Below are 26,642 nucleotides of genomic sequence, written 5' to 3'. Positions count from 1 at the left end.
TAGTAGTTAATGCGCTAGTTGAAGCTAGTCAAAGAGTTTGAACTTAGTCTCTGCCAGTTTTCTTGACGCTGGATTGACGTGGTTTAGCGCGCTTGATCGTGCCGCCTTGGGTTACACGTTCATTGCCCTTGACTAAAACTTTAGAAACAGATGGTTTTTTCGTGCCACTTGCGCTAGGCTTCACAATAGTCACCTCACGCAGACCTTTGCCACGTTTTACAAATTTAGTTTCTTTAATACCGTCGATTTTTGGACGATAGATTACCAATAATTTGCCTATGTGTTGAACTGGTTCGGCATCGAGTTCTTCGCAAATAGTGTCGTACATTGCCACGCGTGCTTCACGATCATCACCAAAGACGCGAACCTTGATTAATCCGTGAGAATTCAGACTGGCATCAATTTCTTTCTTTACTGCCGGTGTCAGTCCAGCTTCACCGATGATAACGATGGGTTTGAGACCATGCGCTTCAGCACGTAGTTCGCTGCGTTCAGCTGGTGTGAGTTTTGATTTTGGTTTGATTTTTGCAGTTGATGCGTCGTTTGACATATAAATTCCTTTAAAAGCAGTATTTTACGCCAATGGCCAAGAATAAATTCAATCAAAATTGGGTTCACGATCATATTAATGATCCTTATGTGAAATTAGCACAAAAAGAGGGCTATCGCTCGCGCGCCGTTTATAAGCTCAAAGAAATCGATGAAACCGAAAAATTGATCAAATCTGGTCAAGTTATCGTCGATTTAGGCGCCACGCCGGGTAGTTGGTCGCAATATGTTAGGAATAAGCTATCAGGCAAAGAGGGGGGGGGCATTCTTGGCGAAATCTATGCACTCGATTTGCTTGAGATGGAACCGATCGCCGATGTCAACTTTATCCAAGGCGATTTTCGTGAAGAAGAGGTCTTGTCCCAGCTGGAAGCCAAGCTGCATGGAAAAAAAGTCGATGTTGTATTGTCCGACATGGCGCCGAATTTATCTGGAAATGCCACCGTAGACGGTGCTCGCGTTGAGTATATTATTGAATTGGCAGTTGAATTTGCGAAGGCTCACTTGAAACCAAATGGTGCATTATTAGTAAAATGTTTTCACGGGACTAGCTATAATACTTTGGTGACTTTGTTTAAAAATGAATTTACGACTGTTGCGAATAAAAAGCCTAAAGCCAGTAAAGATAAGTCATCTGAGATATTTTTGTTAGGAAAAGGCCTAAAACATCCGACATGATGAGGAAATAAGTGAAATAAATCGAAATTTCACCTGTTTTACCCTTGATAATTATCAATCGCGCCAGCATATCTTATCCAGCAAGCTGTATTCAATGCGAGTAGAATAATCATTTAATAGTGCCAGTATTTTCGCGCGTCATTTTACCCGCGACTTTTTGTGCAAGATATGCACCCGAGGAGTTTTTGTGAATAATTCAATGTTAACCAAAATTGCAATGTGGGGCGCAGTCCTCTTGGTGCTGTTTATGGTGTTCAATAAATTCGATAGTAAGAATTTGGCTGCCGGCGCGACCGTTGTTGGTTACTCTGATTTTCTTGAGGATGTGAAAGCCAAGCGAATTAAAGAAGTGACTTTTGACGACGCAAACTTATCGGCAGTTGGCGTTACTCAAGATGGAAAAAAAGTAAAAACGCAAGTGCCACGTCAAGAGCGCGGTCTGGTTGGCGATCTGATTGCTAATAACGTCAAGTTTGATAGCAAACCTCCGGAAGAACCATCAGTATTAGGTCAAATTTTGTTTTCTTACGGCCCTATGATCTTGTTGATCGCCGTCTGGATTTTCTTCATGCGTCAAATGCAAGGTGGCGGTAAAGGCGGCGCCTTCTCATTCGGTAAATCGAAAGCCCGTATGCTGGATGATACGAATAATCATGTTACTTTTGCTGATGTCGCCGGTTGTGATGAGGCGAAAGAAGAAGTTAGTGAAGTCGTCGATTTCTTAAAAGATCCTAGTAAATTCCAAAAACTCGGTGGACGTATTCCACGCGGTGTGTTGATGGTGGGTCCACCAGGTACTGGGAAAACTTTGTTGGCGCGTGCCATTGCTGGCGAGGCAAAAGTACCTTTTTTCACCATTTCAGGTTCTGATTTCGTAGAAATGTTTGTCGGTGTGGGTGCTTCTCGTGTGCGTGACATGTTCGACAATGCAAAAAAACATTCCCCATGCATTATTTTTATCGATGAGATCGATGCGGTCGGTCGTCATCGCGGCGCTGGTATGGGCGGTGGCAATGATGAGCGCGAACAGACTCTGAATCAAATGTTGGTGGAGATGGATGGTTTTGAGCCCAACTCCGGCGTGATCGTGGTTGCTGCAACTAACCGCGCCGACGTATTGGATAAAGCCTTATTGCGTCCAGGTCGCTTTGATCGTCAAGTGACAGTCAGCTTGCCAGATATTCGTGGTCGCGAGCAGATTCTCAATGTGCACATGCGCAAAGTGCCTATCGCACCAGACGTCCGCGCAGATATTTTAGCTCGTGGCACACCAGGTTTTTCTGGTGCTGACTTAGCCAATTTGGTCAATGAATCAGCTTTGTTCGCTGCACGTCGCAATAAGCGTTTGGTAGAGATGCAGGATTTTGAAGATGCTAAAGACAAGATCTACATGGGGCCAGAACGTAAGTCTATGGTCATGCGTGAAGATGAGCGTCGTAATACCGCTTATCATGAATCAGGTCATGCCGTGGTTGCGAAACTGTTGCCGAAAGCAGATCCAGTTCACAAAGTCACCATCATGCCTCGTGGGAATGCACTCGGTTTGACTTGGCAGTTGCCAGAACATGACCAGATCAGCGGCTATAAAGATAAGATGCTGGAAGAAATCGCGATCTTGTTTGGCGGTCGTATTGCGGAAGAGATTTTTGTTGGTCAAATGTCGACTGGCGCATCGAATGATTTTTCTCGTGCAACGAAATTAGCACGTGCGATGGTGACTCGTTTTGGTATGTCTGATACTTTGGGCGTGATGGTCTACGAAGATAGTCAAGATAGTGGTTATTTTGGCGGCTCTTCCAAAACGATTTCTGAGGCGACTCAGCAAAAAGTGGATGCTGAGATTCGTATGATATTGGATGCGCAGTACGCTATTTCCCGCCAATTGCTGGAACAAAATCGCGACAAGGTTGAAGCTATGACTAAAGCATTGTTGGAGTGGGAAACGATTGATGCTGAGCAGATCAATGACATCATGAACGGTGTTGAACCGCATCCACCGAAGTCATTTACTGCGGTGCCTAAATCGCCTTCTGATACTCCTCCTGGTGGCGTCACACCGAATGCAACGGCACCAGCCTAAGATTTTAAAATTGTAAATGGTAGTACGAGGGTGAGGAGAGATCCTCACCCTTCATTTTTAGAGCGATCGTTTTATGATAACTCCGTATTTTGAATGTGGAAAATACCGTTTTCCAATGAAAGTGGCGAACACCACGTCTACTAAAACGGTATTCAAACCACTAGTAATGGGGATTTTGAATGTCACTCCCGATTCTTTTTCTGATGGTGGAAAATTTCAGTCTTTAGATCATGCGATCACTCACGCAGAGCAAATGATAGAAGATGGCGTTGATATCATCGATATCGGTGGCGAATCAAGTCGTCCGGGCGCCATGCCTTTGCCATTAGATGAAGAGTTGAAGCGGGTGATTCCTCTGATTTATGCCTTGCGTGATTGTGGTAAACCAATATCAATCGATACTTACAAACCAGAAGTGATGCGTGAAGCGATTATTGCTGGTGCCGATTTGATTAATGATATTCGGGGTTTTGCTTCGCCAGAGGCGCGTGCCGTTGTAGCCGATAGTGATGTGGGCTTGTGCGTGATGCACATGCAAAAGTCGCCAGAGGTGATGCAACATCAACCAGACTATCAAAATGTCACACAAGAAGTTTTGGCATTCCTACGCGAGCGTTGTGATCAATTGATTGCCGCAGGCGTAGAAAAAAAACGACTCAGTATCGATCCTGGTTTTGGTTTTGGAAAAACCTTGGAGCACAATATTGAGCTTTTGCAAAACATAGGATTGATGCAAGAAGAATTAGGGTTGCCCTTATTGGCGGGTATTTCACGCAAAACCATGATAGGCAGCATTACTGGAAAGCCAGTAGAGCGCCGCATGGCAGGCAGTCTCGCTGCGGCGTTGGCGGCTATGGCACAAGGTGCACGCATACTGCGCGTACATGATGTCGCGGAGACAGTTGATGCGATAAAAGTATGGAGAGCAGTCAATACCAATAAGAACGTGTGTGAATAATCAGCACATAATGCAGTAATCTCAATAAAAAAATAAGAAAGGAAAAACATGTCTCGTAAATATTTTGGTACCGATGGCATTCGTGGCAAAGTTGGCGTTAGCCCTATCACGCCTGATTTTGTTATGCGTCTCGGTTATGCAGCAGGTAAAGTATTAGCACAGTTGGACACTGCTACCCATGCGAGACCGACGGTATTAATCGGTAAAGACACTCGCGTTTCCGGTTATATGCTGGAAGCTGCACTAGAGGCTGGTTTTGCTGCGGCGGGAGTAGATGTCATGTTGTCTGGACCGATGCCGACGCCGGCCATTGCTTATTTAACTCGCGCCCTACGTTTATCTGCTGGCGTAGTGATTTCTGCGTCGCATAATCCTTATGATGATAACGGGATAAAATTCTTCTCAGCCCAAGGCACAAAACTTCCAGATGATGTCGAACTTGCGATTGAAAACGAACTCGACAAAGAAATGCAATGCGTCAGTTCGGACAAGCTAGGTAAAGCAAAGCGCCTCCGTGACGCGAATGGTCGTTACATTGAATTCTGTAAAAGTACTTATCCCAATGAGCTTGATTTACGTGGTTTAAAGATTGTTGTCGATTGCGCTCATGGCGCGGCTTATGACATCGCTCCGCATGTATTCCACGAGCTCGGTGCTGAGGTGATTGCGATTGGCAACCAACCAAACGGTTTTAATATTAATGATAAAGTTGGCGCAACAGCACCTGACACTTTAGCGCTAGCAGTGCGCGCAAATCATGCCGATTTAGGTATTGCGCTCGATGGTGACGCGGATCGCTTGGTAATGGTTGATAGAAACGGCAAAATTTATGACGGTGATCAATTATTGTACTTGATGGTACTTGATCGTATGGCCATCGGTCCGGTGGCTGGCGCCGTTGGTACCTTGATGACTAACATGGCAGTGGAACTTGCGTTTAAAGAACTAGGCGTTGGCTTCATCCGCGCTAAAGTCGGCGATCGCTATGTGTTGGAACAAATGCAGCAACAGGGCTGGCTATTAGGAGGTGAGGGTTCAGGTCATTTGCTGTGCCTCGATAAGCATACTACAGGTGATGGTATTGTCTCTGCATTGCAGGTTTTGTCTGCTTTAAAACGCAATGGCAAATCTTTAGATCAGTGTTTTGAAAACCTAAAGCTATTTCCTCAAGTACTGATCAATGTTCGCGTAACCCCAGGCTTTGACTGGCAAAGCAATGCGGCGATGGTCGCAGAAAAAAACTTGGTTGAGAAAGAATTGTTAGGACAGGGGCGGGTGTTAATACGTGCATCTGGTACTGAGCCGCTAGTTCGCGTAATGGTAGAAACATCTGACGCAGATATTGCTAATAATATGGCGCGTCGATTGGCTAATTGCATAAGCTAATTTTTGAACAAATTGGGAATCATTCTTGAAGTTAATAGCGATACCCTGTAAGATGCAGCCTTCTGATTTTTAGTCCTTAGCGAATAATTGAGGGGCTAAAAATGTATGTGCGTCGGTAGCTCAGTTGGATAGAGCAATGCCCTTCTAAGGCATGGGTCGGGGGTTCGAACCCCTCCCGACGCACCAAATAGATTCTTGAAAAAGACCCATCAACTTGCGTTGATGGGTTTTTTTTTCTGCGATTTTTATTTTTTTGTTGTTTGAATTTCCGGTTCGAAGTTCAAGTTAAACTCAGAATTTCCAATAGGATTTGAGACGATGGTGGATGCACTTTTCGATGCAGTTTTTACGTGAATGAGGCGAAAATTGCGAGCTATTTGCAACGAAGAACGAAAAAAATGACCAAAAATGCGCCGCCAGCGCTCAAATAGCGTCGAAGACACGCCTAGTGGAAAATCTGGGTTTAATATTCGAAGCTCTTACTTTAGTGAGACATTTACTGTTTAAGACGCGAGTCTTATCAAATGCAACCAAAGACACTTGGCAGCGATTCGATCGCTTTCTAAATGTAGTCTGTCAGCACGAATAAATTATTCTGAGTTTGTAACTAGTTTTCACCTTCGAATTTGCCTTAAAAAATAGTTAGTGTATTAAAATTGAATCTGCCTTAAGTATTTTTACAAACAAAATCCGCGCGTTCTTGAGCCCGTTTTAAGTTTTTCTGTGCTTTCATTTCACCCTTGGGTTGGGTGCTTCTTAGATCTTCTTTCGCCCATTTGGATTTCATTTGCAAGTTCTCGCACTGTTTTTTTTTGCTGGCATTTTTGCTGGCGATACGTCGACTTGCAGTTTCTTCCTTTGCAAACTCACGATCTCTCGCTTTTTGGTTTTTTTGGGATTCGCTGAGTCGATGTTGATGGCGTTTTAACGCTCGTTGAGTTTCTTCTTCTGGAATTTGGCTGGTTTTGATTTCTATGGGAGTAGAAGGTACGCCTTTGCAGGGGGTCTGGCTAAAAATCGTTTTGCCATTTTCCTGACATTTGAAAGCGGGTGTGTCGGCGTAGCTGGCAAGGCCGAACAAACTGCAGCTTAAAAGCACGCTCAACAAAATGCTGAACTTTAAACGCAATGGTGTTTTCACTAAAGCGAGATAGGTCATTTTGCCTCCTAAATGATTTTTCCAGGGTTCATGATGTTTTGCGGGTCTAGTGCTCGCTTGATGGAACGCATCATTGTCAACTCTACAGTCGACTTATAACGCTGCAATTCGTCTTTTTTGAGTGAACCTATGCCATGCTCTGCTGATATCGAGCCGCCATATTCATGTGTTTTATCGTGGACGATGCGGTTGATCTGGTTTTGATGGGAGAGGAATTGTTCGTGATCGGCGTTGCAAGCAGGTGACACGTTGTAGTGTAAATTGCCATCGCCCAAATGGCCGAAAGTGACCATGCGGCAGCCAGGAAAGGCTTGTTGTAAAGCTAGGTTTGTCTCAGCGACAAAATCGGCGATAACAGAGATCGGGAGTGAAATATCGTGCTTAATATTTTTGCCTTCTTTCGCCTGCGCTGCTGAAATTGACTCACGTAAGGCCCAACAGTTTTTGGCTTGCGTCAGCGAATTGGCGATGACTGCATCTTCAATTATTTGCGCCTCGAGAGCGCTTGCAATTAGCTGTTCGAGCTGTTGATAGGTCGATTGTTCGGTGTCACTGCCCGATAGTTCTAGCAATACGTAGACGGGACTTTCTTCAGTAAATATTTTTTGAAATTGCGGGAAATGCTTGTGGACTAATTGCAGGCTGAGTTGGTTGATGACTTCAAAACCACATATTGAAGTATGACAGTGCTGTTTTGCTAAAGTGAGTAAGCTGACAGCCGCTTGTATGGAATTGAGGCGAATGAAGGCAGTGCCATAACTAATGGGTTTGGGGTAGAGTTTTAACACCGCGCCGGTGATGATGCCCAGCGTACCTTCCGCGCCAATCAATAAGTCGCGTAAGTCGTATCCCGTATTGTCTTTTCGTAGGCCCCGTAGGCCGTGCCAGATTTCACCTTGTGCAGTGATAACTTCCAGACCTAAGCACAAGTCCCGCATGTTCCCATAGCGTAAAACCGCAGTGCCGCCCGCATTCGTTGAAAGATTGCCGCCTATGGTGCAACTACCTTCAGATGCCAGTGATAATGGAAACAGTAAATTCTGCTCGTCCGCCGTGTTTTGGATTTGCGCTAGCAAGCAGCCAGCATCGACTGTCATGGTGCTGTTTGCGAGGTCAATCGCTCTTACTTGATTCAGTCGTTGTAGTGACAAAACGACTGCTTTACCAGATTGATCTGGGATACTGCCAAGTACCAGGCCTGTGTTTCCACCTTGTGGCACGATCGGCACTTGATATTTGGCGCAGTGCTTCACTAATTGGGCAACTTGTTCTGGCGTTGCTGGTCTTAACACTGCTAAAGCTTTGCCTGTTGCTCGTTGCCGCCAGTCTTGCAAATAGGGCGCTTGTTGTTCGGCATTTAGCAAAACATTTTCTTCACCAATCGAGGATTTGCAGAGATTCAGAAAGTTTTGCATTAGTTGATCTGCGGGATTAATTGACTAAATAGGGTTGTTTGGATCGTGCTTTGCCTCAGCTTGTTTCTTGGCAGCCTTAGCAATTTTTTTAAAAGGGCGTACATAGTAAATCGTGCTAAGAAAAAATATCACGCTGAGTAAAATCTCAATGCCAGCAAGTGCCCGAGATGTTCCATCCGCGTCATTCATCGCGCGTACCACGCCTTCGATGAAATAAAACATAATAAACATTGATGACCATTGCATCGTGTAAATATTTTTTTGCAATATTCCGCGCAAAGGAAATAATAATGGTAAAACTTTAATTATCCAAATGGAACCGCCAGGTTTGTAGGGTGCGAGCCACATTTCCCAAGCAAGACAAAGCAAAATCAAGGCGATTAAACTAGCGGAGGCGAGTCGATAAAACAAAGTTTGATGCGTATTCATATTTTTTGTAGTTGTAAAGCGGTCTCTGCTAGGCGTTTGCCGAGAGCAATTGCAAGAGTGCGGGTATCTTCGGTAATCGGCATTTTGCCATCCAGACCGGACCAGTGTGTTGCGCCATAAGGGCTGCCACCCGATTTGGTCGACATCAATTCCGGATGGGTATAGGGCAGACCCATGATCAACATGCCGTGATGCATTAACGGCAGCATCATGGATAGTAGTGTAGATTCTTGCCCTCCATGCAGACTACCGGTTGAGGTAAATACGCAAGCAGGTTTGCCGCATAAGGTGCCAGAAACCCAGTCTGCTGCTGTGCCGTCCCAAAAATATTTCATCGCTGAAGCCATATTGCCAAAACGAGTAGGTGAGCCGAGTGCGATACCTGCACACTCTTTGAAATCGCTGAGTTCAACATAAGGCGCGCCATCCGATGGAATCGCTGCTTCAGTTGCTTCTGACACAGGAGATACACTCGGTACCGTGCGCAGGCGAGCTTCACAACCGGAAACGCTTTCTATACCTTGCGCGATAAGTTGAGCCAACTGGCGTGTGCTGCCGTGACGGGAGTAGTACAAAACAAGGAGGGGAATAGGGTGTGCATTCATTTGACGAATTATAAAGAATTTCGACCTTCTCTGGGAGTTTATGCCCTGAGTTTAGGCATAAGTTAGCTGATAAGTTGGCGCTTAAGTTTTAACCTGAGTGGGAGTCTGAGTTCGAGTCCGATTTATGAAAACTGTAAATATTTCAAGGCTTCATAGGCAAGTCTAGGTAAAATGAGCGTTTTAGTAAGATCGTCAATTTCGGGCAAGTCTGGAAAGCAGAAAGAGTTACAAGCAAGAAGCCTTAGCAACATAAGTTACGTTGGAAATGGGAAGTAAAGTATGGGTGGTTTTATTCGAGGTTTGAGTTGGGGGCAATTGAAGAATTTATTTCAATTTGCCAATCGCCGTTTGCAAGAAGTGCGTTTGCCCCAGGTCGCGGGGAGTTTGACGTTTACGACGGTATTGGCATTGGTACCGATTTTGACCATAGGTTTAGCGATTTTGACCGCTTTTCCCTTATTCACCGATTTTAAGGCTTCCTTAGAAGCTTATTTTACTCAGAGCTTGATGCCCAAGCAGATTTCCACCACGGTGATGGGGTATCTGACGCAGTTCGCGACCAAGGCGACACGCTTGTCGGCGGTTGGTGGTGTGGTCTTAATGGTTACTGCGGTTGCGACCATGGCGATGATAGATAAAACCTTTAACCAAATCTGGCAAGTAAAACGGTCGCGCCCTTTGGTGCAGCGCATCGTTGTCTATTGGGCGATTGTGACTTTGGGGCCGCTGCTGATCGGTATCTCCATGAGTGTGACGTCGAATTTATTTATGGCCACCAATGGTTTGATGAAAACTGTACCCGTGTTAGGGACGATTTTTTATACCAGCGTCTCAATTGCTTTTACGACGGGTGCTTACACGCTTTTATATTTGACGGTGCCAAATCGTCCCGTAGATTGGCGTGATGCCGCCTGGGGTGGTGTATTTGCGGCGGTGGCATTTGAAATCGCCAAGCGCTTGTTCGCCGTGTTTGTTAAACAGTTTCCGACTTATACCGTGATCTATGGTGCTCTGGCGGCAATACCGATTTTCCTGATTTGGATTTACCTGTCATGGCTAATCACCTTGATAGGCGCAGTCATTGCGGCTTCTTTGCCCGTGGTCAAATACGAACGTTGGTGGCATGTACCAGAAAAGGGTAGTGCATTTGAAGATGCGATCGCTTTACTACGTATCTTGGTATTGGCGCGCAATTCAGATGCCAATGCGTCCGTGAATGTCTTAGAAATGCGGGCACAAACTCGCTTTGGTGTCGATGAAATTGAAGGTATTTTGGAAAAAATGCTGGAAGTAGGCTGGGTTGCCAGACTCACTTTGGACACGCCCAATCGCAAGCCAACAAAGTGGTGGCGTAAACATGATGCGGGTGCCGAGCGTTGGATATTGATTATGAATCCCGCCGCTTTATGTTTGGCAGACGTTTATCGACTTTTTGTGTTCGATACGACGGCAGATTCTGCTTTGGCCAAGCAAGTCCATCGCGTTATTGGTGACGGTATGTCGGAAAGCTTGTTCGAGCATTTCTTAATGCATTGAGGGTGCCCTTAATTTTATTTGGCTAAAGTCGATTGAGGGTCATTTAATTCGGTAAATCCTGCATGGTGAAATAGCGATTTCACATCGTGAAAAGCTCTAATGTGCTGCACCAAATTTTTATTTCATTTTGAGGAAGGTTGTTTTGCATCATGAAATGTAAATCGTAAGCTATTGATTTATATGTTAAAAATATTTCTCCTATGTCTTATATAAGACATTGTTGCGCTGCAAGGTTTGTCCTACTATAGATCTCAAGGACGAACACTTTTTTAAGCACTGATTTAAAAACCGCAGCAATCACAACAGGAGAACTACCATGACGCAAAAACTCACACGCGAACAGCAAATTGCAGAAATCCAAAAAGACTGGGATACCAACCCGCGTTGGATAGGTATCAAACGTAATTACACTGCAGAAGATGTGGTGCGTTTGCGTGGCTCTTTGCAAGTTGAACATACGATCGCTAGAACGGGCGCTTTGAAATTGTGGGACTTGGTCAATAACGAGCCATTCGTTAATGCACTCGGCGCTTTGACCGGCAATCAAGCGATGCAACAGGTTAAAGCGGGCTTGAAAGCGATTTACCTCTCTGGCTGGCAAGTAGCGGGTGATGCAAACGTCGCTGGCGAAATGTATCCAGATCAATCTTTGTACCCAGCCAATTCGGTACCATTGGTCGTTAAGCGAATTAATAATACGTTGACTCGTGCAGATCAAATTCAATGGTCTGAAGGCTCTGGCGATGTTGATTTCTTCGCGCCGATTGTTGCTGACGCTGAAGCTGGTTTTGGTGGTGTATTGAATGCTTTCGAATTGATGAAAGCCATGATCGAAGCAGGTGCTTCAGGCGTCCACTTTGAAGATCAATTGGCATCCGTAAAGAAATGCGGTCACATGGGTGGCAAAGTTTTGGTGCCAACGCGTGAAGCTGTAGAAAAACTCAATGCAGCACGTTTGGCGGCGGACGTGATGGGTACACACACAGTCTTGTTGGCACGTACTGATGCTGAAGCTGCTGATTTGATTACTTCAGATATCGACGATAACGACAAACCATTCTTGACGGGCGAACGCACGGTGGAAGGCTTCTACAAAACTCATCCAGGTTTGCAACAGTCCATCTCTCGCGGTTTAGCTTACGCAGAATACGCCGACATGATTTGGTGTGAAACAGGTAAACCTGATCTGGCATTTGCCAAAGCATTTGCCGATGCGATTCACGCCAAGTTCCCAGGCAAATTATTGGCCTATAACTGCTCACCAAGCTTTAACTGGAAAAAAAATCTGGATGACGCAACCATCGCTAAATTCCAAAAAGAATTGGGCGCAATGGGTTATAAATTCCAATTCATCACTTTGGCAGGTTTCCATGCATTGAATTACGGCATGTTCAATCTCGCACACGGCTACGCACGTCGTCAGATGTCAGCTTTCGTCGAATTGCAAGAAGCAGAATTTGCAGCAGCAGAGAAGGGCTTTACTGCGGTCAAACATCAACGTGAAGTGGGTACTGGTTACTTTGATGCGGTGACTCAGGTGATTCAACAAGGTCAGTCTTCAACGACGGCTTTGCATGGTTCTACTGAGGATGAGCAATTTTTTGATGCTAAGAAAGTGGCTTAAGTTTAGTTAGCATTGGTTTGAAATAGAGCGGTAGCATTGAGAGATGCTACCGTTTTTTTTGTTAATAGTTGGATTTGGGCGCGAAAAAAGGCTTGATAGGTTAGTATTTCGATTGAAGAAAAATTGACAGTAAATATTTGAAAGATTGTGTTTTATGCCTTTGCCTAACAAAACTAGAATAAAAATTTGCGGAATCACGCGACTAGAGGATTTGCGTGCTGTGGTCGATGCAGGCGCGGATGCACTCGGTTTTGTATTCTACCCACCAAGCCCGCGTTCCCTGACGCCTGAAGCTGCGGCACCCTTGATTGCCGCGATGCCACCATTTGTGACCTCGGTGGGTTTGTTTGTGAACGCCAGCCTTGAGGAGCTACAAGCCGTCATTAAACTAGCCCCTATACAGTTATTGCAATTCCATGGTGATGAATCTGCGCAAGAGTGCCATCGTATCGCCAGTGCAGTGAACCGGCCTTTTATCCGGGCTTTTCGGGTAAAACCTGACACAAGCGCGGCAGATTTGTTAGAATGCGAAGCTGAATATCAAGCAGTCAGTCCTTTGTTTCAGGGCTTGTTGCTTGACACTTTCGTAGATAGTTTCGGTGGTAGTGGAAAGGTTTTTGATTGGTCTCTCATTCCAAAAGAACTCGCGCCTCGGGTCGTTTTAAGTGGTGGCTTGAGCGTACAAAACGCGACTGACGCAGTTGTGGGTGTACGGCCGTTTGCAGTGGACATCAGTAGTGGTGTCGAACTGTCAAAAGGCGTGAAGGATGCAGCTAAGGTACAAGCGTTTTTGCAAGCAGTGCGCTTAGCCGATGGCATGCAGGACAATCAAAATTAGTTTTCCAAGGAATTCTCATGAAAGAATTATCATCTCTTGACGCCCACTTCGAGCGTCAATCAGTAGGCGGTCAAGCGCCAGCAGCGATTTATCATTCCGCCACTTATAATTTCCCCGACGCCAAAGGCCATTTTGGCATGTATGGCGGGACCTTTGTTTCAGAAACTTTGACCCATGCTTTGAATGAGTTGAAGGACGCTTACGCCAAATATCAGCATGACCCGGAATTTTTAGAAGAATTTCGTTACGAGCTCAAACATTTCGTCGGTCGCCCATCGCCGATCTATCATGCAAAACGCTGGTCTGAAATCATGGGTGGTGCGCAGATTTATTTTAAGCGTGAAGATTTGAATCACACTGGTGCACACAAAATCAATAACGTCATCGGTCAAGCTTTGTTGGCAAAACGTATGGGTAAGCCTCGCGTGATTGCAGAGACGGGTGCGGGTCAACATGGTGTTGCGACGGCTACCATTTGCGCTCGTTTTGGTCTGGAATGCGTGGTGTACATGGGCTCAGAAGACGTGAAACGTCAGGCGCAAAATGTGTATCGCATGAAATTGCTCGGCGCGACTGTCGTGCCAGTGGAGTCAGGTTCTAAAACTTTGAAAGATGCCTTGAACGAAGCGATGCGTGATTGGGTTGCGAATGTGGATAACACTTTCTACATTATTGGCACCGTCGCAGGACCACATCCTTATCCTATGTTAGTGCGCGATTTTCAATCGGTGATTGGAGAAGAATGCTTATGGCAGATGCCCGAAGTGGCGGGGCGTCAACCTGATGTCGTCACAGCCTGTGTCGGTGGCGGTTCAAATGCGATGGGGATTTTTTATCCTTACATCGACTTGAAAGAGGTGCAGTTGATTGGTGTTGAAGCAGCGGGTGAGGGCTTGGAGACGGGTAAGCATTCTGCGTCTTTAACGGCGGGATCGCCAGGTGTGTTGCATGGCAACCGTACTTATCTGATGCAAGATGAAAACGGTCAGGTCATTGAAACGCATTCAGTGTCTGCGGGTCTCGATTACCCAGGTGTAGGTCCTGAACATGCATGGCTAAAAGACTCTGGTCGAGCGCAATATGCGACCATTACGGATGAAGAAGCGCTGAAAGCTTTCCATGATTGTTGTCGTATCGAAGGGATTATTCCTGCTTTGGAATCGAGTCATGCTCTAGCCTATGCCGCGAAATTGGCTGCGACCATGCCTAAGGATAAGATCGTGTTGGCGAATTTGTCTGGGCGTGGCGACAAGGATATGCATACTGTCGCGGAACGAGCTGGGCTGAAGTTTACCTAATTCCCTCCCTTTCAAGGGGAGGGCAAGGGTGGGGATGGGTTTAAATTTTGCGACAAAATCTCAAAGATTTAGACCAAAACCCATCCCCATCCCAACCTTCCCCTTGAAGGGGAAGGGGCTAAAAGCACAGATTTCTAGCATCAAAACTAAAGTTGACGCCTATGGGATCAAGTTCAGCATGACTTCGAATAAATTGTTTCGTGCGAGTGATAAATCTGTGTTCGATTAACTTATGACTTTAAAAAATTATGTCCCGAATTCAAGCATGTTTAGCTGCCTTGGCAGCAAATAACAAAAAAGGTCTGATCCCATTTATCACCGCGGGTCATCCTGATCCTGAATTAACTTTACCTTTGATGCACGCCTTAGTCGAAGGTGGTGCTGACATCATCGAACTTGGTGTACCGTTTTCCGACCCTATGGCGGATGGCCCTGTCATACAACGTGCTTCTGAGCGTGCTTTGCTGAAAGGCGTTGGTCTGCGTGATGTATTGGAAATGGTCAAGCAATTCCGCACCACGAATCAAACTACACCTGTTGTCTTGATGGGCTATGCTAATCCCATAGAACGTATGGGGCAGGAGCAATTTATACAAGCAGCTTCCGATGTGGGTGTAGATGGTGTCTTGGTGGTCGATTATCCGCCAGAAGAGTGTGAGTATTTCGCAGAAAATATGCACAAAAACGGCATGGACACGATTTTCTTACTGGCGCCGACCTCGACTGACGAACGCATTGCACAGGTCGGTAAAATCGCGACTGGTTATGTGTATTACGTTTCTCTTAAGGGCGTCACTGGTTCTGGAGCGATCGATTTGGACGCGGTGGCAGCGATGATTCCGCGTATCAAGAAGCACGTGAATGTACCTGTCGGTGTGGGTTTTGGCATTCGTGATGGAGCGACTGCGAAGGCAATTGCGTCAGTATCCGATGCGGTAGTGATTGGTTCTCGCATTATTCAAGAGCTGGAAAATACGCCAAGAGGGAAAGCTGTGGCGGCAGTACAAAGTTTTATCACCGGTATTCGTAGTGCTCTTGATAATTAAATTGACATACCGTTATCGAAAACTATGGTTTTGATGATTGTCAATTAGCCATCTGAGTCGCAATTGGCGCGGAAATAGAATAGAATACGCGCCAATTGCTGCACTCTCAGAAGAGTGCGCCCCGTTTGATGAATGCAAATTGATCAAATAGATATGAGGAGAGAGCTATGAGTTGGTTAGAAAAATTACTTCCCCCACGTATTCAACGTTCCGAAACGGCTAACCGCCGTTCCATGCCTGAAGGCTTATGGGTCAAATGCCCATCTTGCGAAGCCGTTTTATACCGTTCCGATTTAGAAGCAAATGTTCATGTGTGCTCCAAGTGTAATCACCACTTGCGTATCAGCGCGCGTGAACGCCTCGATGCCTTGCTCGATACCGGTGGTCGCTATGAGATTGGTCAAGAGGTTTTGCCAGTCGATACTTTGAAATTCAAAGACAGTAAAAAATACCCGGAGCGTCTCAAAGATGCTATGGATAGCACCAATGAAACCGACGCTTTGATTGTGATGGGCGGTTCGATCATGTCAGTGCCCGCTGTGGTTGCATGCTTCGAGTTTGGTTTTATGGGTGGTTCTATGGGCTCCGTCGTCGGTGAGCGTTTTGTACGCGGCGTACAAGCAGCTTTGGAGCAAAAAGTGCCGTTTATTTGTTTCACTGCCACTGGCGGTGCGCGTATGCAAGAAGGTTTATTGTCTTTGATGCAGATGGCAAAAACGACAGCCATGTTGACCAAGCTGACAGAACAAAGATTACCGTTTATTTCGGTTTTAACTGATCCAACTATGGGCGGCGTGTCCGCTTCCTTTGCCTTTATGGGGGATATCGTAATCGCTGAACCTAAGGCTTTGATTGGTTTCGCAGGTCCGCGTGTGATTGAAAATACCGTGCGTGAAAAATTGCCAGAAGGTTTCCAGCGAGCAGAGTTTTTGGTTCAAAAGGGCGCTGTCGACATGATTGTTGATCGTCGTAAAATGCGTGAGGAGTTAGCGCGTTTAATGGCTTTATTGCAGAATCAACCAGTCGAAGCGGTTTCTTAATTTTTGGACGCGATTACGGAGCCTGAAGATATTTGCTGAAAAGGCAAAATCTTCAGGCTCTTTTCATTTCAGATTGATCGTTTGCGCAGTTTTAGTAGCGCCCACACTAATAACGCAACAAATAACGTCACTTACAACATCACTAAGTTAATTAATTATGTCATCCAATATTGTGAATCCCGCCTCGTCGAACCAGCCAAACAATCTGGCTGATTGGCTTAAATTGCTTGAGCAGCGCCACGCCAAAGAAATCGATATGGGTCTGGACCGCGTGATGCAGGTCAAGCAAAAGCTGGGCATTCACTACAATTGTCCGGTTATTCTGGTGGCGGGGACCAATGGCAAGGGTTCCACTTGTGCCATGCTGGAATCAATTTTGCTGCAAGCTGGCTATAAAGTGGGGCTGTATAGTAAGCCCCATTTTCTCGATTTTAATGAGCGTGCTCGTATTAACGGCATACCTGTTGTCGACGAATTATTTGTCAGTACCTTTCAAGAAGTCGAGTCCGCGCGCGGCGATGTTTCCCTTACGTATTTTGAATTTACGACTTTGGCGATCTGCCAATTATTAGCACGTCAAAATCTCGATGTCGTGATTTTGGAAGTGGGCTTGGGCGGTCGTCTTGACGCTGTGAATGTGATTGATGCCGATGTCTCGATAGTGACTAGTGTGGATATTGATCATGTTGATTATCTAGGCGATACGCGTGAGAAGATAGGATTTGAAAAAGCCGGTATTTTCCGCAGCGGTAAAGTCGCCATTTGCAGTGATCCGCAAGCACCGCAAAGTTTGATTGATCACGCTGAGGCAATTGGTGCTGATTTGCGTTTGTTTGGACGTGACTTTAATTACAACGGGGATAAACAACAATGGAATTTTGGTGGTCGCGAACAGCGCCGTAATTCCTTGGCCTATCCTAGTTTGCGCGGCGCTAATCAACTGTTGAATGCGTCCGCCGTTTTGGCTGCTTTGGAAGTTTTGCGACATCAGTTGCCGGTCGGTGCGCAAGAGGTGCGTACCGGCTTGGTCATGGTCGATTTGCCTGGACGTTTTCAGGTTCTACCTGGACGTCCGTCAGTAGTATTGGATGTTGCGCATAATCCGCATGCTGCGGCCACATTGTCGCAAAGTTTGGATAGCATGGGTTTCCATGCCTATACCTATGCCGTGTTCGGTTCTATGCTAGACAAAGATATCCCTGGTGTGATCGCTCATATGAAGGGAAAAGTCGATCACTGGTGTGTCTGTGATTTGCCTTTGCCGCGCGCTGCCTCTGCAGATCAATTGGCGCAATCTCTTGAAGTGTCCGGTGTGTTGGAAGATAAAGAGCACAGTTTGCAAAAATTCATCTCACCCGAAGAAGCTTATGCGTTTGCGCTGAGCAAAGCGGGGGAAAATGATAGAATAGTGGTCTTCGGTTCTTTTTTAACGGTTGCAGGTGTAATGCGAGCCAGAAGAAATGCCAGTTCTTGATTGTCAACATCAAAAAAGAATACAGCAGTAAGTGTGTTTTTTCAGATGTTTTTACTAAAATCAGCTTGAGATAAAACAGAAATTTGCTATGAGCCTGGACTCGCTATTTAAGCAAAACAACAAGAAGAAAAACGACACAGAAATCGCTGACGATCAGGTTAGTGGTGAATTTCGTTCCCGTTCCGAAGAAGAAAGTCTGGCCGCTTCTGAATCTACTGGCCGTGGCAGAGCCGCGAAAACCAATAAACGCCCTACTAATAGTCGTAAGAATGGCAGTGATGGCGCCGACTTGCCAGAGAAAAAACGTGCACGTCGACGTTTAATTGGTGCTGTCGCCTTGGTATTAGCCGCAATTATAGTTTTGCCTATGGTGTTCGATTCTGAACCTAAGCCGGGTAGTCAAAAAATCTCCATAGAAATTCCATCGAAAGACACGCCTTTAGCGACAACCAATCCAGTACGAGTTGGCGGTAATTCTACTGTGCCTGCGAGTGACGCTGGATTGGTTCAAGGCATAGATAAAACAGAAGAGATCGTCGCAGCGCCTGTGACATCTACTGTTCCTGTCTCATTACCGAAAACCGCCGCGGTTGCTAAACTCGATGATACGCGCAATGTGGTGAAGGTTGAGAGCGCGAACGCGCAAAAATCGTCAGAAAAAATTTCAGATAAGAAAATTGAGAGCGGCGCTATCAACAAGACAGTTATGCCGAATTTGCCTCCTGTTACCAACAAAGTAACGCAGGACGTGGTGAAGAAAACGGAAGCGAAAGTTGATGCTAAGGCTGAAACAAAGGCCGAAACTAAGACAGACGTGAAGAAAGAAAATAAGGATGACGCTGCACGTGCGCTCGCGTTATTGGAAGGCCGTGCACTACCCCCTGACGAATTAAAAAACACAACAAAACCTACGCCTCAAACCGCTAATGCCGCAGGTAGTTTTACCGTGCAAGTCGCAGCCTTGAACTCACCTGAAAAAATTCGTGAATTACAGGTCAAATTGAAAGCGGCAAACATCAATTCGTACACGCAAAAGATTACGACTAAAACTGGTGAAGTCAGCCGTATTCGGGTTGGCCCTTTTGCGAATAAGGCGGAAGCCGAAAAAATGCGGGCTAAATTGGTGAAGTTAGGTTTGAACGGTACATTATTGCCAAACTAAGTGGCTTGCAAAAAATAAGAAGCCTAAAGAGTATTGAGTGATGAAGTTCCATTATTTAGATTTGCCATAGAAACCATAGAGCGGATAGATTCGTGACCTTATTTGATTACATTGTATTGTTCATTATTATTTGTTCTGTAGTGATCAGCACTATGCGTGGCTTGGTGAAAGAAATTTTGTCTTTGATCAGTTGGATCGTCGCCTTAGTCGTTGCTAATGCATTTGGCGGTACGGTAGCAGGCTGGTTGCCGGATGTGATTCCAGGTCAATTGACACGTATGATCGTTGCCTTCCTTGCCTTGTTCATCGGTGTGCGATTGTTGATGGCTTTATTGATGCGTGCAGTGGACGCCATGATTAAAGCTGCAGGTTTGAATTTGGCTGATCGCGGTCTTGGAGGTTTATTCGGTTTGGCGCGTGGTTGCGTGATTGTGATGGCGGTGGTGCTGGTCTGTGGCATGACTGCGATTCCTCAGCAAGCATTTTGGCGTGATGCTTTACTTAGTCCGGTCGCGGTAGCGGCCGTTCGAACCGTAATTCCTTTTTTGCCCGGCTCTGTCACTCAGCATGTCAGGTTGTGAGTGTTAAGTTGGGATATTTTGCTGTGACAGCAAAACCGCGCAATTGGTTTTCGTAATTCGCTTTATTTTTTATCGTTTTCTTTTTGTTTTTTTAGGAGTCCACCATGTGTGGCATCGTCGGCGTAGTTTCAAAAAATCCCGTTAATCAATTGATCTATGATGCTTTGTTGCTTTTGCAGCATCGCGGTCAGGACGCGGCAGGTATCGCGACTAGTCATGGCAATAAATTCGCAATGCATAAAGCGAATGGTTTGGTGCGTGACGTGTTTCGTACCCGCAATATGCGTTCTTTGCCGGGCAATATCGGTATCGGTCAAGTGCGTTATCCAACCGCTGGTTCTACCAGTGAAGAAGAGGCGCAACCATTTTATGTCAACGCACCGTTTGGTATCGTGCTCGCGCATAACGGTAACTTGACCAATGCAGCGGAATTGAAAATCGAATTATTCAAAAATGATTTCCGTCATTTGAATACAGACTCCGACTCGGAAGTGTTGTTGAATATTTTGGCACATCAGATTCAAGAAGTGGTGAGCGGTTATTCCCTGGATCCTGCTTCGATGTTCCGTGCGGTATCGATCTTGCACCGTCGTGTACGCGGTTCATACGCTGTCGTAGCACAAATTGCTGGTTATGGATTGTTGGCCTTCCGTGATCCGTTCGGTATTCGCCCTTTATGCATAGGAACGGCGCAAACTGATCAGGGCGTCGAATACATGCTGGCGAGTGAATCCGTCGCACTGGAAGGCACTGGCTTTAAGTTTGAACGTGATGTCGCTCCCGGTGAGGCGATTTTTATCGATCTCGATGGCAATATGTATAGCGAACAGTGTGCAGAAAATCCTAGCTTAAATCCTTGTGCATTTGAGTATGTTTACCTGGCACGTCCAGATTCAACGATTGATGGTACTTCGGTATATCAAACGCGTTTGAATATGGGTAAATATTTAGCGGAAAAAATCCGTAGCCAATTCGCACAAGGTGATATTGATGTCGTGATGCCTATCCCAGATTCATCTCGTCCTTCGGCGATGGAATTAGCGGACTGTTTGAACCTGGATTACCGTGAAGGTTTCATCAAAAACCGTTATATTGGCCGTACCTTTATGATGCCAGGGCAAGCCATTCGTAAGAAATCTGTACGTCAAAAATTGAATGCGATTGCCTCCGAATTTAAAGGCAAAAACGTGTTGTTGGTGGATGACTCTATTGTTCGCGGAACGACAAGTCGTGAAATCGTGCAGATGGCACGTGAGTCCGGTGCTCGTAGAGTGATTTTTGCATCTGCTGCGCCTCCAGTACAATTCCCTAACGTCTATGGTATTGACATGCCAACACGCAGTGAACTGATTGCCTATGGTCGTTCACAAGAAGAGATTTGCCGTGAAATTACGGCTGACGCCTTGGTTTACCAAGATGTTGACGATATGAAGCGCGCGATTTCCGATGCGAATCCGGTGTTGAAGAGTATTGAAGCTTCTTGCTTCGATGGTGTGTATATTACCGGTGATGTGACACCAGAATATCTGGATCGATTAGAGGCAGCTCGCAATGGTTCTCGCCCAGATAAAGAAGATATGGTGCGTTCTCAGCTGAACTTGAATTTGTCGCATAGCGCAGATTAAATCCAGAGTGATGCAGCTGCATCAGTGCTCAACATAAAAAAACCAGCAATCAGTCATATTGATTGCTGGTTTTTTTTCGTCATGGAGTCACGAATGCTCGAATTTATGAGCAAGTAGGTGACATTTGTCATACTAAAGTCGTGGCAAATTGTTCTATTTAAAGTGAAGCTTTTCCTTCAGAATAGTCTTCATCCGGTGACGAAGCTTTTTAAAGTGAGTTGCATTAAATTTACGACCGCAATGGAGCAAACAGCATGGCCGATATTCTGCTTGAAGTACAACAATTAACAAAATCTTTTGGCGCGCGCAAAGTGGTCGATGAGGTGTCGTTCTCGGTTCGCCAAGGTCAAACTATCGGTCTTTTGGGGCCAAATGGCGCTGGTAAATCTACTACCGTTAATATCATCTGTGGCTTATTGCAAGCTGATAGGGGATGCGTGAAATTGTCCGGACAGGAAATGAGTGCTGGGAATAATCAGGCGAAACAGAAGCTCGGTTTAGTACCGCAGGATCTTGCTCTTTTTGAAGATTTATCCGCTCGCGAAAACCTGAAGATATTTGGCGCTTTATATGGTTTATCGGGTAATCGATTGCAAACTCGTTGTGATGCGGTCTTGGAGTTGGTGAGTCTTTCAGATCGCGCAAAAGACAAAGCTGCGACGTTTTCAGGTGGTATGAAGCGTCGTTTGAATATCGCTGCAGCGCTGCTGCATGAGCCAGAATTATTAATCTTAGATGAACCTACAGTTGGGGTTGACCCGCAAAGCCGCAATGCGATTTTTGATGCTTTGGAACTGTTGAAGTCACAAGGTCGCTCTTTGATCTATACCAGTCACTACATGGAAGAGGTGGAGCGATTAGCCGATCATATTGTCATTATCGATCATGGCAAACTGATAGCGAACGAGAGTCCTGTAGATTTATTCAAGCGTTTGCCAGCGCAAGCGGCCTTAGAGCTTCAGTTAGCGCAGGCACTGACAGCTCAACAACTGCAAAAAATGCAGCAGCAAGCTGGTGTGATTAAGGTAGAAAGTAAAGACCAAGATCTGCAACTGGCCATTTCATTGAACGATGGTGGACATGCATTGGGCCTACTCAATTATTTGCAAAGCGAAGGTATTCAGATCTTGCATTTTGCAACCGCCAAAACGAATTTAGAAGACGTCTTTTTGACTTTGACTGGACGCAGTCTGCGTGACTAGTTAAATCGAACTGCCAGTTCCAACAGAAACTTGCGTCGATATAAATCCTAATATGAACTTAAGTACAAATTCCAATATATATAGATACGGATGACTCATTATGATTCCCTTAATCGCCTTAATTCGAAAAGACCTGATTTTATTTGTGAATGATAAGCGAGCCTTATTGTTGACTTTAATGATGCCCATAGTCCTAGCAGCTTTTTTTGGCTACATTTTTGGTGGTAGTGGCAAGCAAGAAACGGCTAAGATTGAAATCGGCGTGGTACAGCAAGATGACCATTTGATTAGTAAAAATATTGTTGCTGGCTTGCAGGCAGAGAGTGCTTTGAATATTAAGCTACTGTCTTTAGAGCAAGCACAAGAATCGGTGCGCAAAGGTAAGCTGAGCGTCGCTGTGATCTTGCCCGCGGGATTTGGCGAGGCTGCAGGCGCTGCCCTATTTAATGCTAAAGCCAAGCCTGAATTAAGGCTGTTGTTTGACCCTTCGCAGAATGCGATGTTGGCGATGGTGAAGGGCATGCTGACACAACAAGTGATGCAGAGCGTGAGCGGTGAAATGTTTTCAGGCAAGGCGGGTGGTCAGTTTGTTGATCAAAGTTTGGAGCAGTTGGCGCAAAAGCAAAGCGATGCAAAGGTGGTACCACGAGACAAAGAATTGACTGAATTTCTCGTGAGTTATAGAAAATTTCAAAACTCACGGATGGCTGCCAGTGAACCAAGCAATACAGCAACAAAGGCTGGCCTAAGCATGCCGTTCACGACACATGAACAAGCGATGGTGGCAAGCGATGCACTTCATGGTCAGTACAATGGCTATGCCCACTCATTTGCCGGCATGATCGTGCAGTTTATTTTGTTTATGGCTATTGATGCGGGAATTTCGGTTTTGCTGGCACGTAAGCAAGGTATTTGGAAGCGTTTGTTGGCAGCGCCAATAGGACTCAATACTTTGATTGTGGCGCGAGCTTTGTCCTGTGCTTTGATTGCCTTTGTTGTGACGGCTCTTATTTATGTGGTTGCTGTCACTGTGTTTAAGGTGCAGATACTGGGAAGCATGCTAGGCTTGGCTGTAGTTGCGCTCAGTTTTGCCCTAATGACAGCTAGTTTTGGTTTGTTAATCGCAGCGTTTGGTAAGACACCGGAAGCGGCACGCGGTATTTCGATTTTTGCTACTTTGATTATGGTGATGTTAGGCGGTGCCTGGGTACCTTCGTTTATGTTTCCACAATGGTTGCAAAGTATCACATTGTATATACCAACGCGCTGGGCAGTGGATGGATTTGACGCGATGACCTGGCGTGGTTTGGGTTTTGATGCGGCTTTGCCCAATGTTGGTGTGTTGTTAGCTTTTACAGCTTTGTTTTCTGTACTGGCATTATGGCGTTTTAACGCAAACAAAGAACAACATTAAATTTTAATTATCCACGTATCCTTAAGTAACAGTAATCGGCTGCTTGTTTCAAATTCATACAAAATTGACTAAGTGATTTTGGCAACATGGCTAGGAATTAAAAATATAATGGCGACAGCGCAGTTTCGACTAGCTATCGCCATTTTCACATTCTTAGTAAAGCCCAAGAAAAATAATGATTACGCCAAATTTTAAATTGAGTGCTGTCGCGCTTGCCGTTAGTAGTTTGTTCGTGTTTGAAAGCGCTCAGGCGCAAAGTGAAACTGTCAACACGAACAAAACGCAGGAAGAGCAAACTAAGAAAAGTAAAGAAGAAACAAAAAATCCCGAGGAAAAAGCAAAAGCCTTGGACTCCATGCGCAAAGCCAGTGCGCAAAAAAATGCTGCGTTATTAAAAGCTGCACCAGAACAGAATTCCCAAGTCGTACAAAAAGTCACGGTGAATGGCTCCAAGCAATCGGACATCGATTTACGCCGCAACTCTATCGCTGGAAAAATCATTGTAGGCCGCGAAGAACTAGATCGAGATGGTGATTCTAGCGTTGGTGAGATTTTGAAGCGCTTACCTGGCGTGACGACAGGTGGTCGTCCGGGACGTGGTGGTGATATCCGCATGCGCGGTATGGGGGGCGGGTATACACAAATTTTATTGAACGGTGAACGCCCGCCACGTGGTTTCTCTATGGAGTCACTATCACCGGATCAAGTGGAACGGATCGAAGTCATGCGCGGCCCCGTTGCTGAGTTTAGTACACAGGCGATTGCTGGCACGATCAATATTGTTTTACGTGAAGAATACCATCCTAAAGACGTTGATTTGAAATTGTCATTAGGTATGGAACAAGGTCGAGTGGCACCAAATCTATCGATCACTTACCCAGGTCAGTTAGGCGAATTAAACTATGCTTTGAGCGCTTCCATTTTTAAGAATGGACAGAACGATTATGGCACCTCACAAAGAATTGAACAGGCCGATGACGGCCGTATTCAATTGGTGCAAGATCAAATTGATCAAACCAAACGTGAGTCTAGTGGGATTCATTTTACGCCTCGTTTTAGCTATAAATTTGAGAGTGGTGATAATTTAACGGTACAACCGTTTTTGATGACTTCACGTAGCCACTCACGCACGAGTTCTGCAATTACACAGACACCAGAGTTGCCAGATCCTGTGACTCATCTCGCGCCAGTGGCGTCGGCTAATTCAAACGGAAATTCTGATTCTACTTTCTTCCGTTTTAATTCAAATTATCAGCATCGATTCGAGGATACTGCGAAACTAACTCTGAAAATTGGTGGCGGTGTAGGACGTTCAAATAGCGATAGTTATCGCACACAGTATGCTAGTAATGGCAATCAATTGAATGTCATTACTGATGTAAATAACACTCGAGATAATTCATTTAGCACGGGCGGTAAGTACACAACACCAGTTGGTGACAAGCAAAATCTGGCAGCAGGCTGGGATATCGAAAACAGTCAGCGCGAGCAAAAGCGTGTTTCTTTGGACAATGGCAGGCCGCAGTTTAGCGATTCTGGTGATAACTTAGATGCTTCGACGCGCCGTGTGGCGGCTTGGGTGCAAAATGAAATTGATATTAATGCACAGTGGTCTGGCTATGCTGGTCTGCGCTGGGAAGGTATTAAAACGCACAGCAGCCGGTCCAACTATATTGTCGATAATTCGACCAGTGTGTTTAGTCCTATTGTGCACGCGGTGTATCGAATTCCTGATTTTGGAAAAGATCAGATTCGTATGGGCTTGACCAGTAGCTATCGCGCGCCTTCTTTGAATGATGTGATTGCTGTGCCTGCAATTTCACCCTTGAATGGACCAACGCGTCCTGATCGTACCGGTAATCCTAATTTGAAGCCTGAATTATCGCGTGGTATTGACGTCGCTTATGAGCACTATCTGAAAAGTGCCGGGATTATGAGCGTCAATTTATTCGTCAAAAACATCGATGACCTGATACGTCGACGTACTGAGCAGGTAAAGGTAGGTAACGAATTGCGCTGGGTGAATTCACCGATCAACATTGGTCACGCCCTCGCAAAAGGCATAGAGCTAGAAGCGAAGTTTCAGACTCAGGAATTTTTCCCTGAGGGACCGGCAATTGATTTGCGAACTAATTACAGTCGTTTTTGGTCAAATGTTGATGATGTCAAAGGTCCTAACAATCGACTCGACCAGCAACCGACCCAAACCGCCAACTTAGGTATGGATTATCGCGTGAGTGGTTTGCCGTTGAGTATGGGGGGGAATATTAATTGGACGCCAGCCTATGTAAACCAGACTAGCGATACGCAAACCAGCAGTTATGGAATAAAGCGCCAGTTGGACGTGTACACTTTATGGAAATTGTCCCCAAACGCAAAAATTCGCCTATCTGCCAGTAATTTACAAGCGAATGATTCGGTCAATGGCACCACTGTGTATGTAGGTGGCGTGCATTACTTGCAAAGCAACCGCTCTAAAACCTACACAGTATTTAATCTGCGTTTGGAGTTGAAGCTTTAGTCTGAGGATTTGATGCCAAAGG

22 protein-coding genes and 1 tRNA gene are annotated in these 26,642 nt (G+C 45.5%); 18 read left to right on the top strand and 5 right to left on the bottom strand.

Going from position 1 to position 26,642, the window contains the following annotated elements:
* Positions 1-43: 43 nt before the first annotated feature.
* A complete protein-coding gene (locus ACO0KZ_RS19590) occupies positions 44-550 on the bottom strand; it encodes a YhbY family RNA-binding protein (protein ID WP_186889446.1) in 507 nt (168 codons plus the stop codon).
* A gap of 32 nt (positions 551-582) precedes the next feature.
* On the opposite strand from ACO0KZ_RS19590, the gene ACO0KZ_RS19585 reads away from it, so the two are divergent.
* From ACO0KZ_RS19585 to ACO0KZ_RS19565, 5 genes are all read left to right on the top strand, one after another.
* Positions 583-1,227 carry an RlmE family RNA methyltransferase gene (locus tag ACO0KZ_RS19585; RefSeq protein WP_422998347.1) on the top strand — a complete coding sequence of 215 codons (645 nt, stop codon included), beginning with the start codon at positions 583-585 and terminating at the stop codon, positions 1,225-1,227.
* A 199-nt stretch (positions 1,228-1,426) separates the two neighbouring features.
* A complete protein-coding gene (gene ftsH, locus ACO0KZ_RS19580) occupies positions 1,427-3,307 on the top strand; it encodes an ATP-dependent zinc metalloprotease FtsH (protein WP_422998368.1) in 1,881 nt (626 codons plus the stop codon).
* Positions 3,308-3,383: 76 nt separating this feature from the next.
* Positions 3,384-4,265: a dihydropteroate synthase gene (gene folP, locus ACO0KZ_RS19575; RefSeq protein ID WP_422998366.1), complete on the top strand. Its 882-nt coding sequence runs from the start codon at positions 3,384-3,386 to the stop codon at positions 4,263-4,265.
* Between the two features lie 48 nt (positions 4,266-4,313).
* A complete protein-coding gene (glmM, locus tag ACO0KZ_RS19570) occupies positions 4,314-5,651 on the top strand; it encodes a phosphoglucosamine mutase (protein WP_422998345.1) in 1,338 nt (445 codons plus the stop codon).
* A 109-nt stretch (positions 5,652-5,760) separates the two neighbouring features.
* Positions 5,761-5,837 (top strand) — tRNA-Arg (locus ACO0KZ_RS19565).
* A 481-nt stretch (positions 5,838-6,318) separates the two neighbouring features.
* Here ACO0KZ_RS19565 and ACO0KZ_RS19560 read toward each other — a convergent pair.
* From ACO0KZ_RS19560 to wrbA, 4 genes are read right to left on the bottom strand one after another with little or no spacing between them, the layout of a single operon-like run.
* Entirely contained in the window at positions 6,319-6,810 is a 492-nt protein-coding gene (locus tag ACO0KZ_RS19560) for a hypothetical protein (protein ID WP_422998343.1), read from the bottom strand.
* Positions 6,811-6,818: 8 nt separating this feature from the next.
* Positions 6,819-8,225, bottom strand: a complete 1,407-nt coding sequence (locus ACO0KZ_RS19555; RefSeq protein WP_422998341.1) for an FAD-binding oxidoreductase — start codon at positions 8,223-8,225, stop codon at positions 6,819-6,821.
* A 24-nt stretch (positions 8,226-8,249) separates the two neighbouring features.
* Positions 8,250-8,654, bottom strand: coding sequence for a DUF2069 domain-containing protein (locus ACO0KZ_RS19550; RefSeq protein ID WP_422998339.1), 405 nt, complete (start codon positions 8,652-8,654; stop codon positions 8,250-8,252).
* Positions 8,651-9,259: an NAD(P)H:quinone oxidoreductase gene (wrbA, locus tag ACO0KZ_RS19545; RefSeq protein ID WP_422998337.1), complete on the bottom strand. Its 609-nt coding sequence runs from the start codon at positions 9,257-9,259 to the stop codon at positions 8,651-8,653. Before wrbA ends, ACO0KZ_RS19550 begins: the two co-directional genes overlap by 4 nt.
* Before the next feature lie 279 nt (positions 9,260-9,538).
* On the opposite strand from wrbA, the gene ACO0KZ_RS19540 reads away from it, so the two are divergent.
* The 13 genes from ACO0KZ_RS19540 (at position 9,539) to ACO0KZ_RS19480 (ending at position 26,620) form a co-directional block, all read left to right on the top strand.
* Positions 9,539-10,795, top strand: a complete 1,257-nt coding sequence (locus ACO0KZ_RS19540) for a YihY family inner membrane protein (RefSeq protein WP_422998335.1) — start codon at positions 9,539-9,541, stop codon at positions 10,793-10,795.
* A gap of 316 nt (positions 10,796-11,111) precedes the next feature.
* Positions 11,112-12,419, top strand: a complete 1,308-nt coding sequence (gene aceA / locus ACO0KZ_RS19535; RefSeq protein ID WP_422998333.1) for an isocitrate lyase — start codon at positions 11,112-11,114, stop codon at positions 12,417-12,419.
* Between the two features lie 154 nt (positions 12,420-12,573).
* Positions 12,574-13,257 carry a phosphoribosylanthranilate isomerase gene (locus ACO0KZ_RS19530; RefSeq protein ID WP_422998331.1) on the top strand — a complete coding sequence of 228 codons (684 nt, stop codon included), beginning with the start codon at positions 12,574-12,576 and terminating at the stop codon, positions 13,255-13,257.
* Positions 13,258-13,274: 17 nt separating this feature from the next.
* On the top strand, positions 13,275-14,555 hold the full coding sequence (trpB, locus tag ACO0KZ_RS19525) for a tryptophan synthase subunit beta (protein ID WP_422998329.1): 1,281 nt from the start codon (positions 13,275-13,277) through the stop codon (positions 14,553-14,555).
* A gap of 248 nt (positions 14,556-14,803) precedes the next feature.
* Entirely contained in the window at positions 14,804-15,601 is a 798-nt protein-coding gene (gene trpA, locus ACO0KZ_RS19520) for a tryptophan synthase subunit alpha (protein WP_422998327.1), read from the top strand.
* 167 nt (positions 15,602-15,768) lie between these two features.
* Positions 15,769-16,641, top strand: a complete 873-nt coding sequence (accD, locus tag ACO0KZ_RS19515) for an acetyl-CoA carboxylase, carboxyltransferase subunit beta (protein ID WP_422998325.1) — start codon at positions 15,769-15,771, stop codon at positions 16,639-16,641.
* A 157-nt stretch (positions 16,642-16,798) separates the two neighbouring features.
* Positions 16,799-18,115, top strand: a complete 1,317-nt coding sequence (gene folC, locus ACO0KZ_RS19510) for a bifunctional tetrahydrofolate synthase/dihydrofolate synthase (RefSeq protein WP_422998323.1) — start codon at positions 16,799-16,801, stop codon at positions 18,113-18,115.
* An 88-nt stretch (positions 18,116-18,203) separates the two neighbouring features.
* Positions 18,204-19,277 (top strand): SPOR domain-containing protein, encoded by a 1,074-nt coding sequence (locus ACO0KZ_RS19505; protein WP_422998321.1) that lies wholly within the window; start codon positions 18,204-18,206, stop codon positions 19,275-19,277.
* A gap of 92 nt (positions 19,278-19,369) precedes the next feature.
* Positions 19,370-19,858, top strand: a complete 489-nt coding sequence (locus tag ACO0KZ_RS19500; protein WP_422998319.1) for a CvpA family protein — start codon at positions 19,370-19,372, stop codon at positions 19,856-19,858.
* A 104-nt stretch (positions 19,859-19,962) separates the two neighbouring features.
* Positions 19,963-21,483, top strand: coding sequence for an amidophosphoribosyltransferase (gene purF, locus ACO0KZ_RS19495; protein WP_422998317.1), 1,521 nt, complete (start codon positions 19,963-19,965; stop codon positions 21,481-21,483).
* Positions 21,484-21,737: 254 nt separating this feature from the next.
* Positions 21,738-22,685, top strand: a complete 948-nt coding sequence (locus tag ACO0KZ_RS19490) for an ABC transporter ATP-binding protein (RefSeq protein WP_422998315.1) — start codon at positions 21,738-21,740, stop codon at positions 22,683-22,685.
* A gap of 100 nt (positions 22,686-22,785) precedes the next feature.
* On the top strand, positions 22,786-24,099 hold the full coding sequence (locus ACO0KZ_RS19485; protein ID WP_422998313.1) for an ABC transporter permease: 1,314 nt from the start codon (positions 22,786-22,788) through the stop codon (positions 24,097-24,099).
* 175 nt (positions 24,100-24,274) lie between these two features.
* Positions 24,275-26,620, top strand: coding sequence for a TonB-dependent receptor plug domain-containing protein (locus tag ACO0KZ_RS19480; protein ID WP_422998311.1), 2,346 nt, complete (start codon positions 24,275-24,277; stop codon positions 26,618-26,620).
* Positions 26,621-26,642 lie beyond the last annotated feature (22 nt).

The organism is Undibacterium sp. Di24W, assembly GCF_049340325.1.
Taxonomy (GTDB): domain Bacteria; phylum Pseudomonadota; class Gammaproteobacteria; order Burkholderiales; family Burkholderiaceae_D; genus Undibacterium.
The sequence above is the reverse complement of the archived record's forward strand: the minus strand, read 5'-3'. Positions and strand labels throughout refer to the sequence as shown.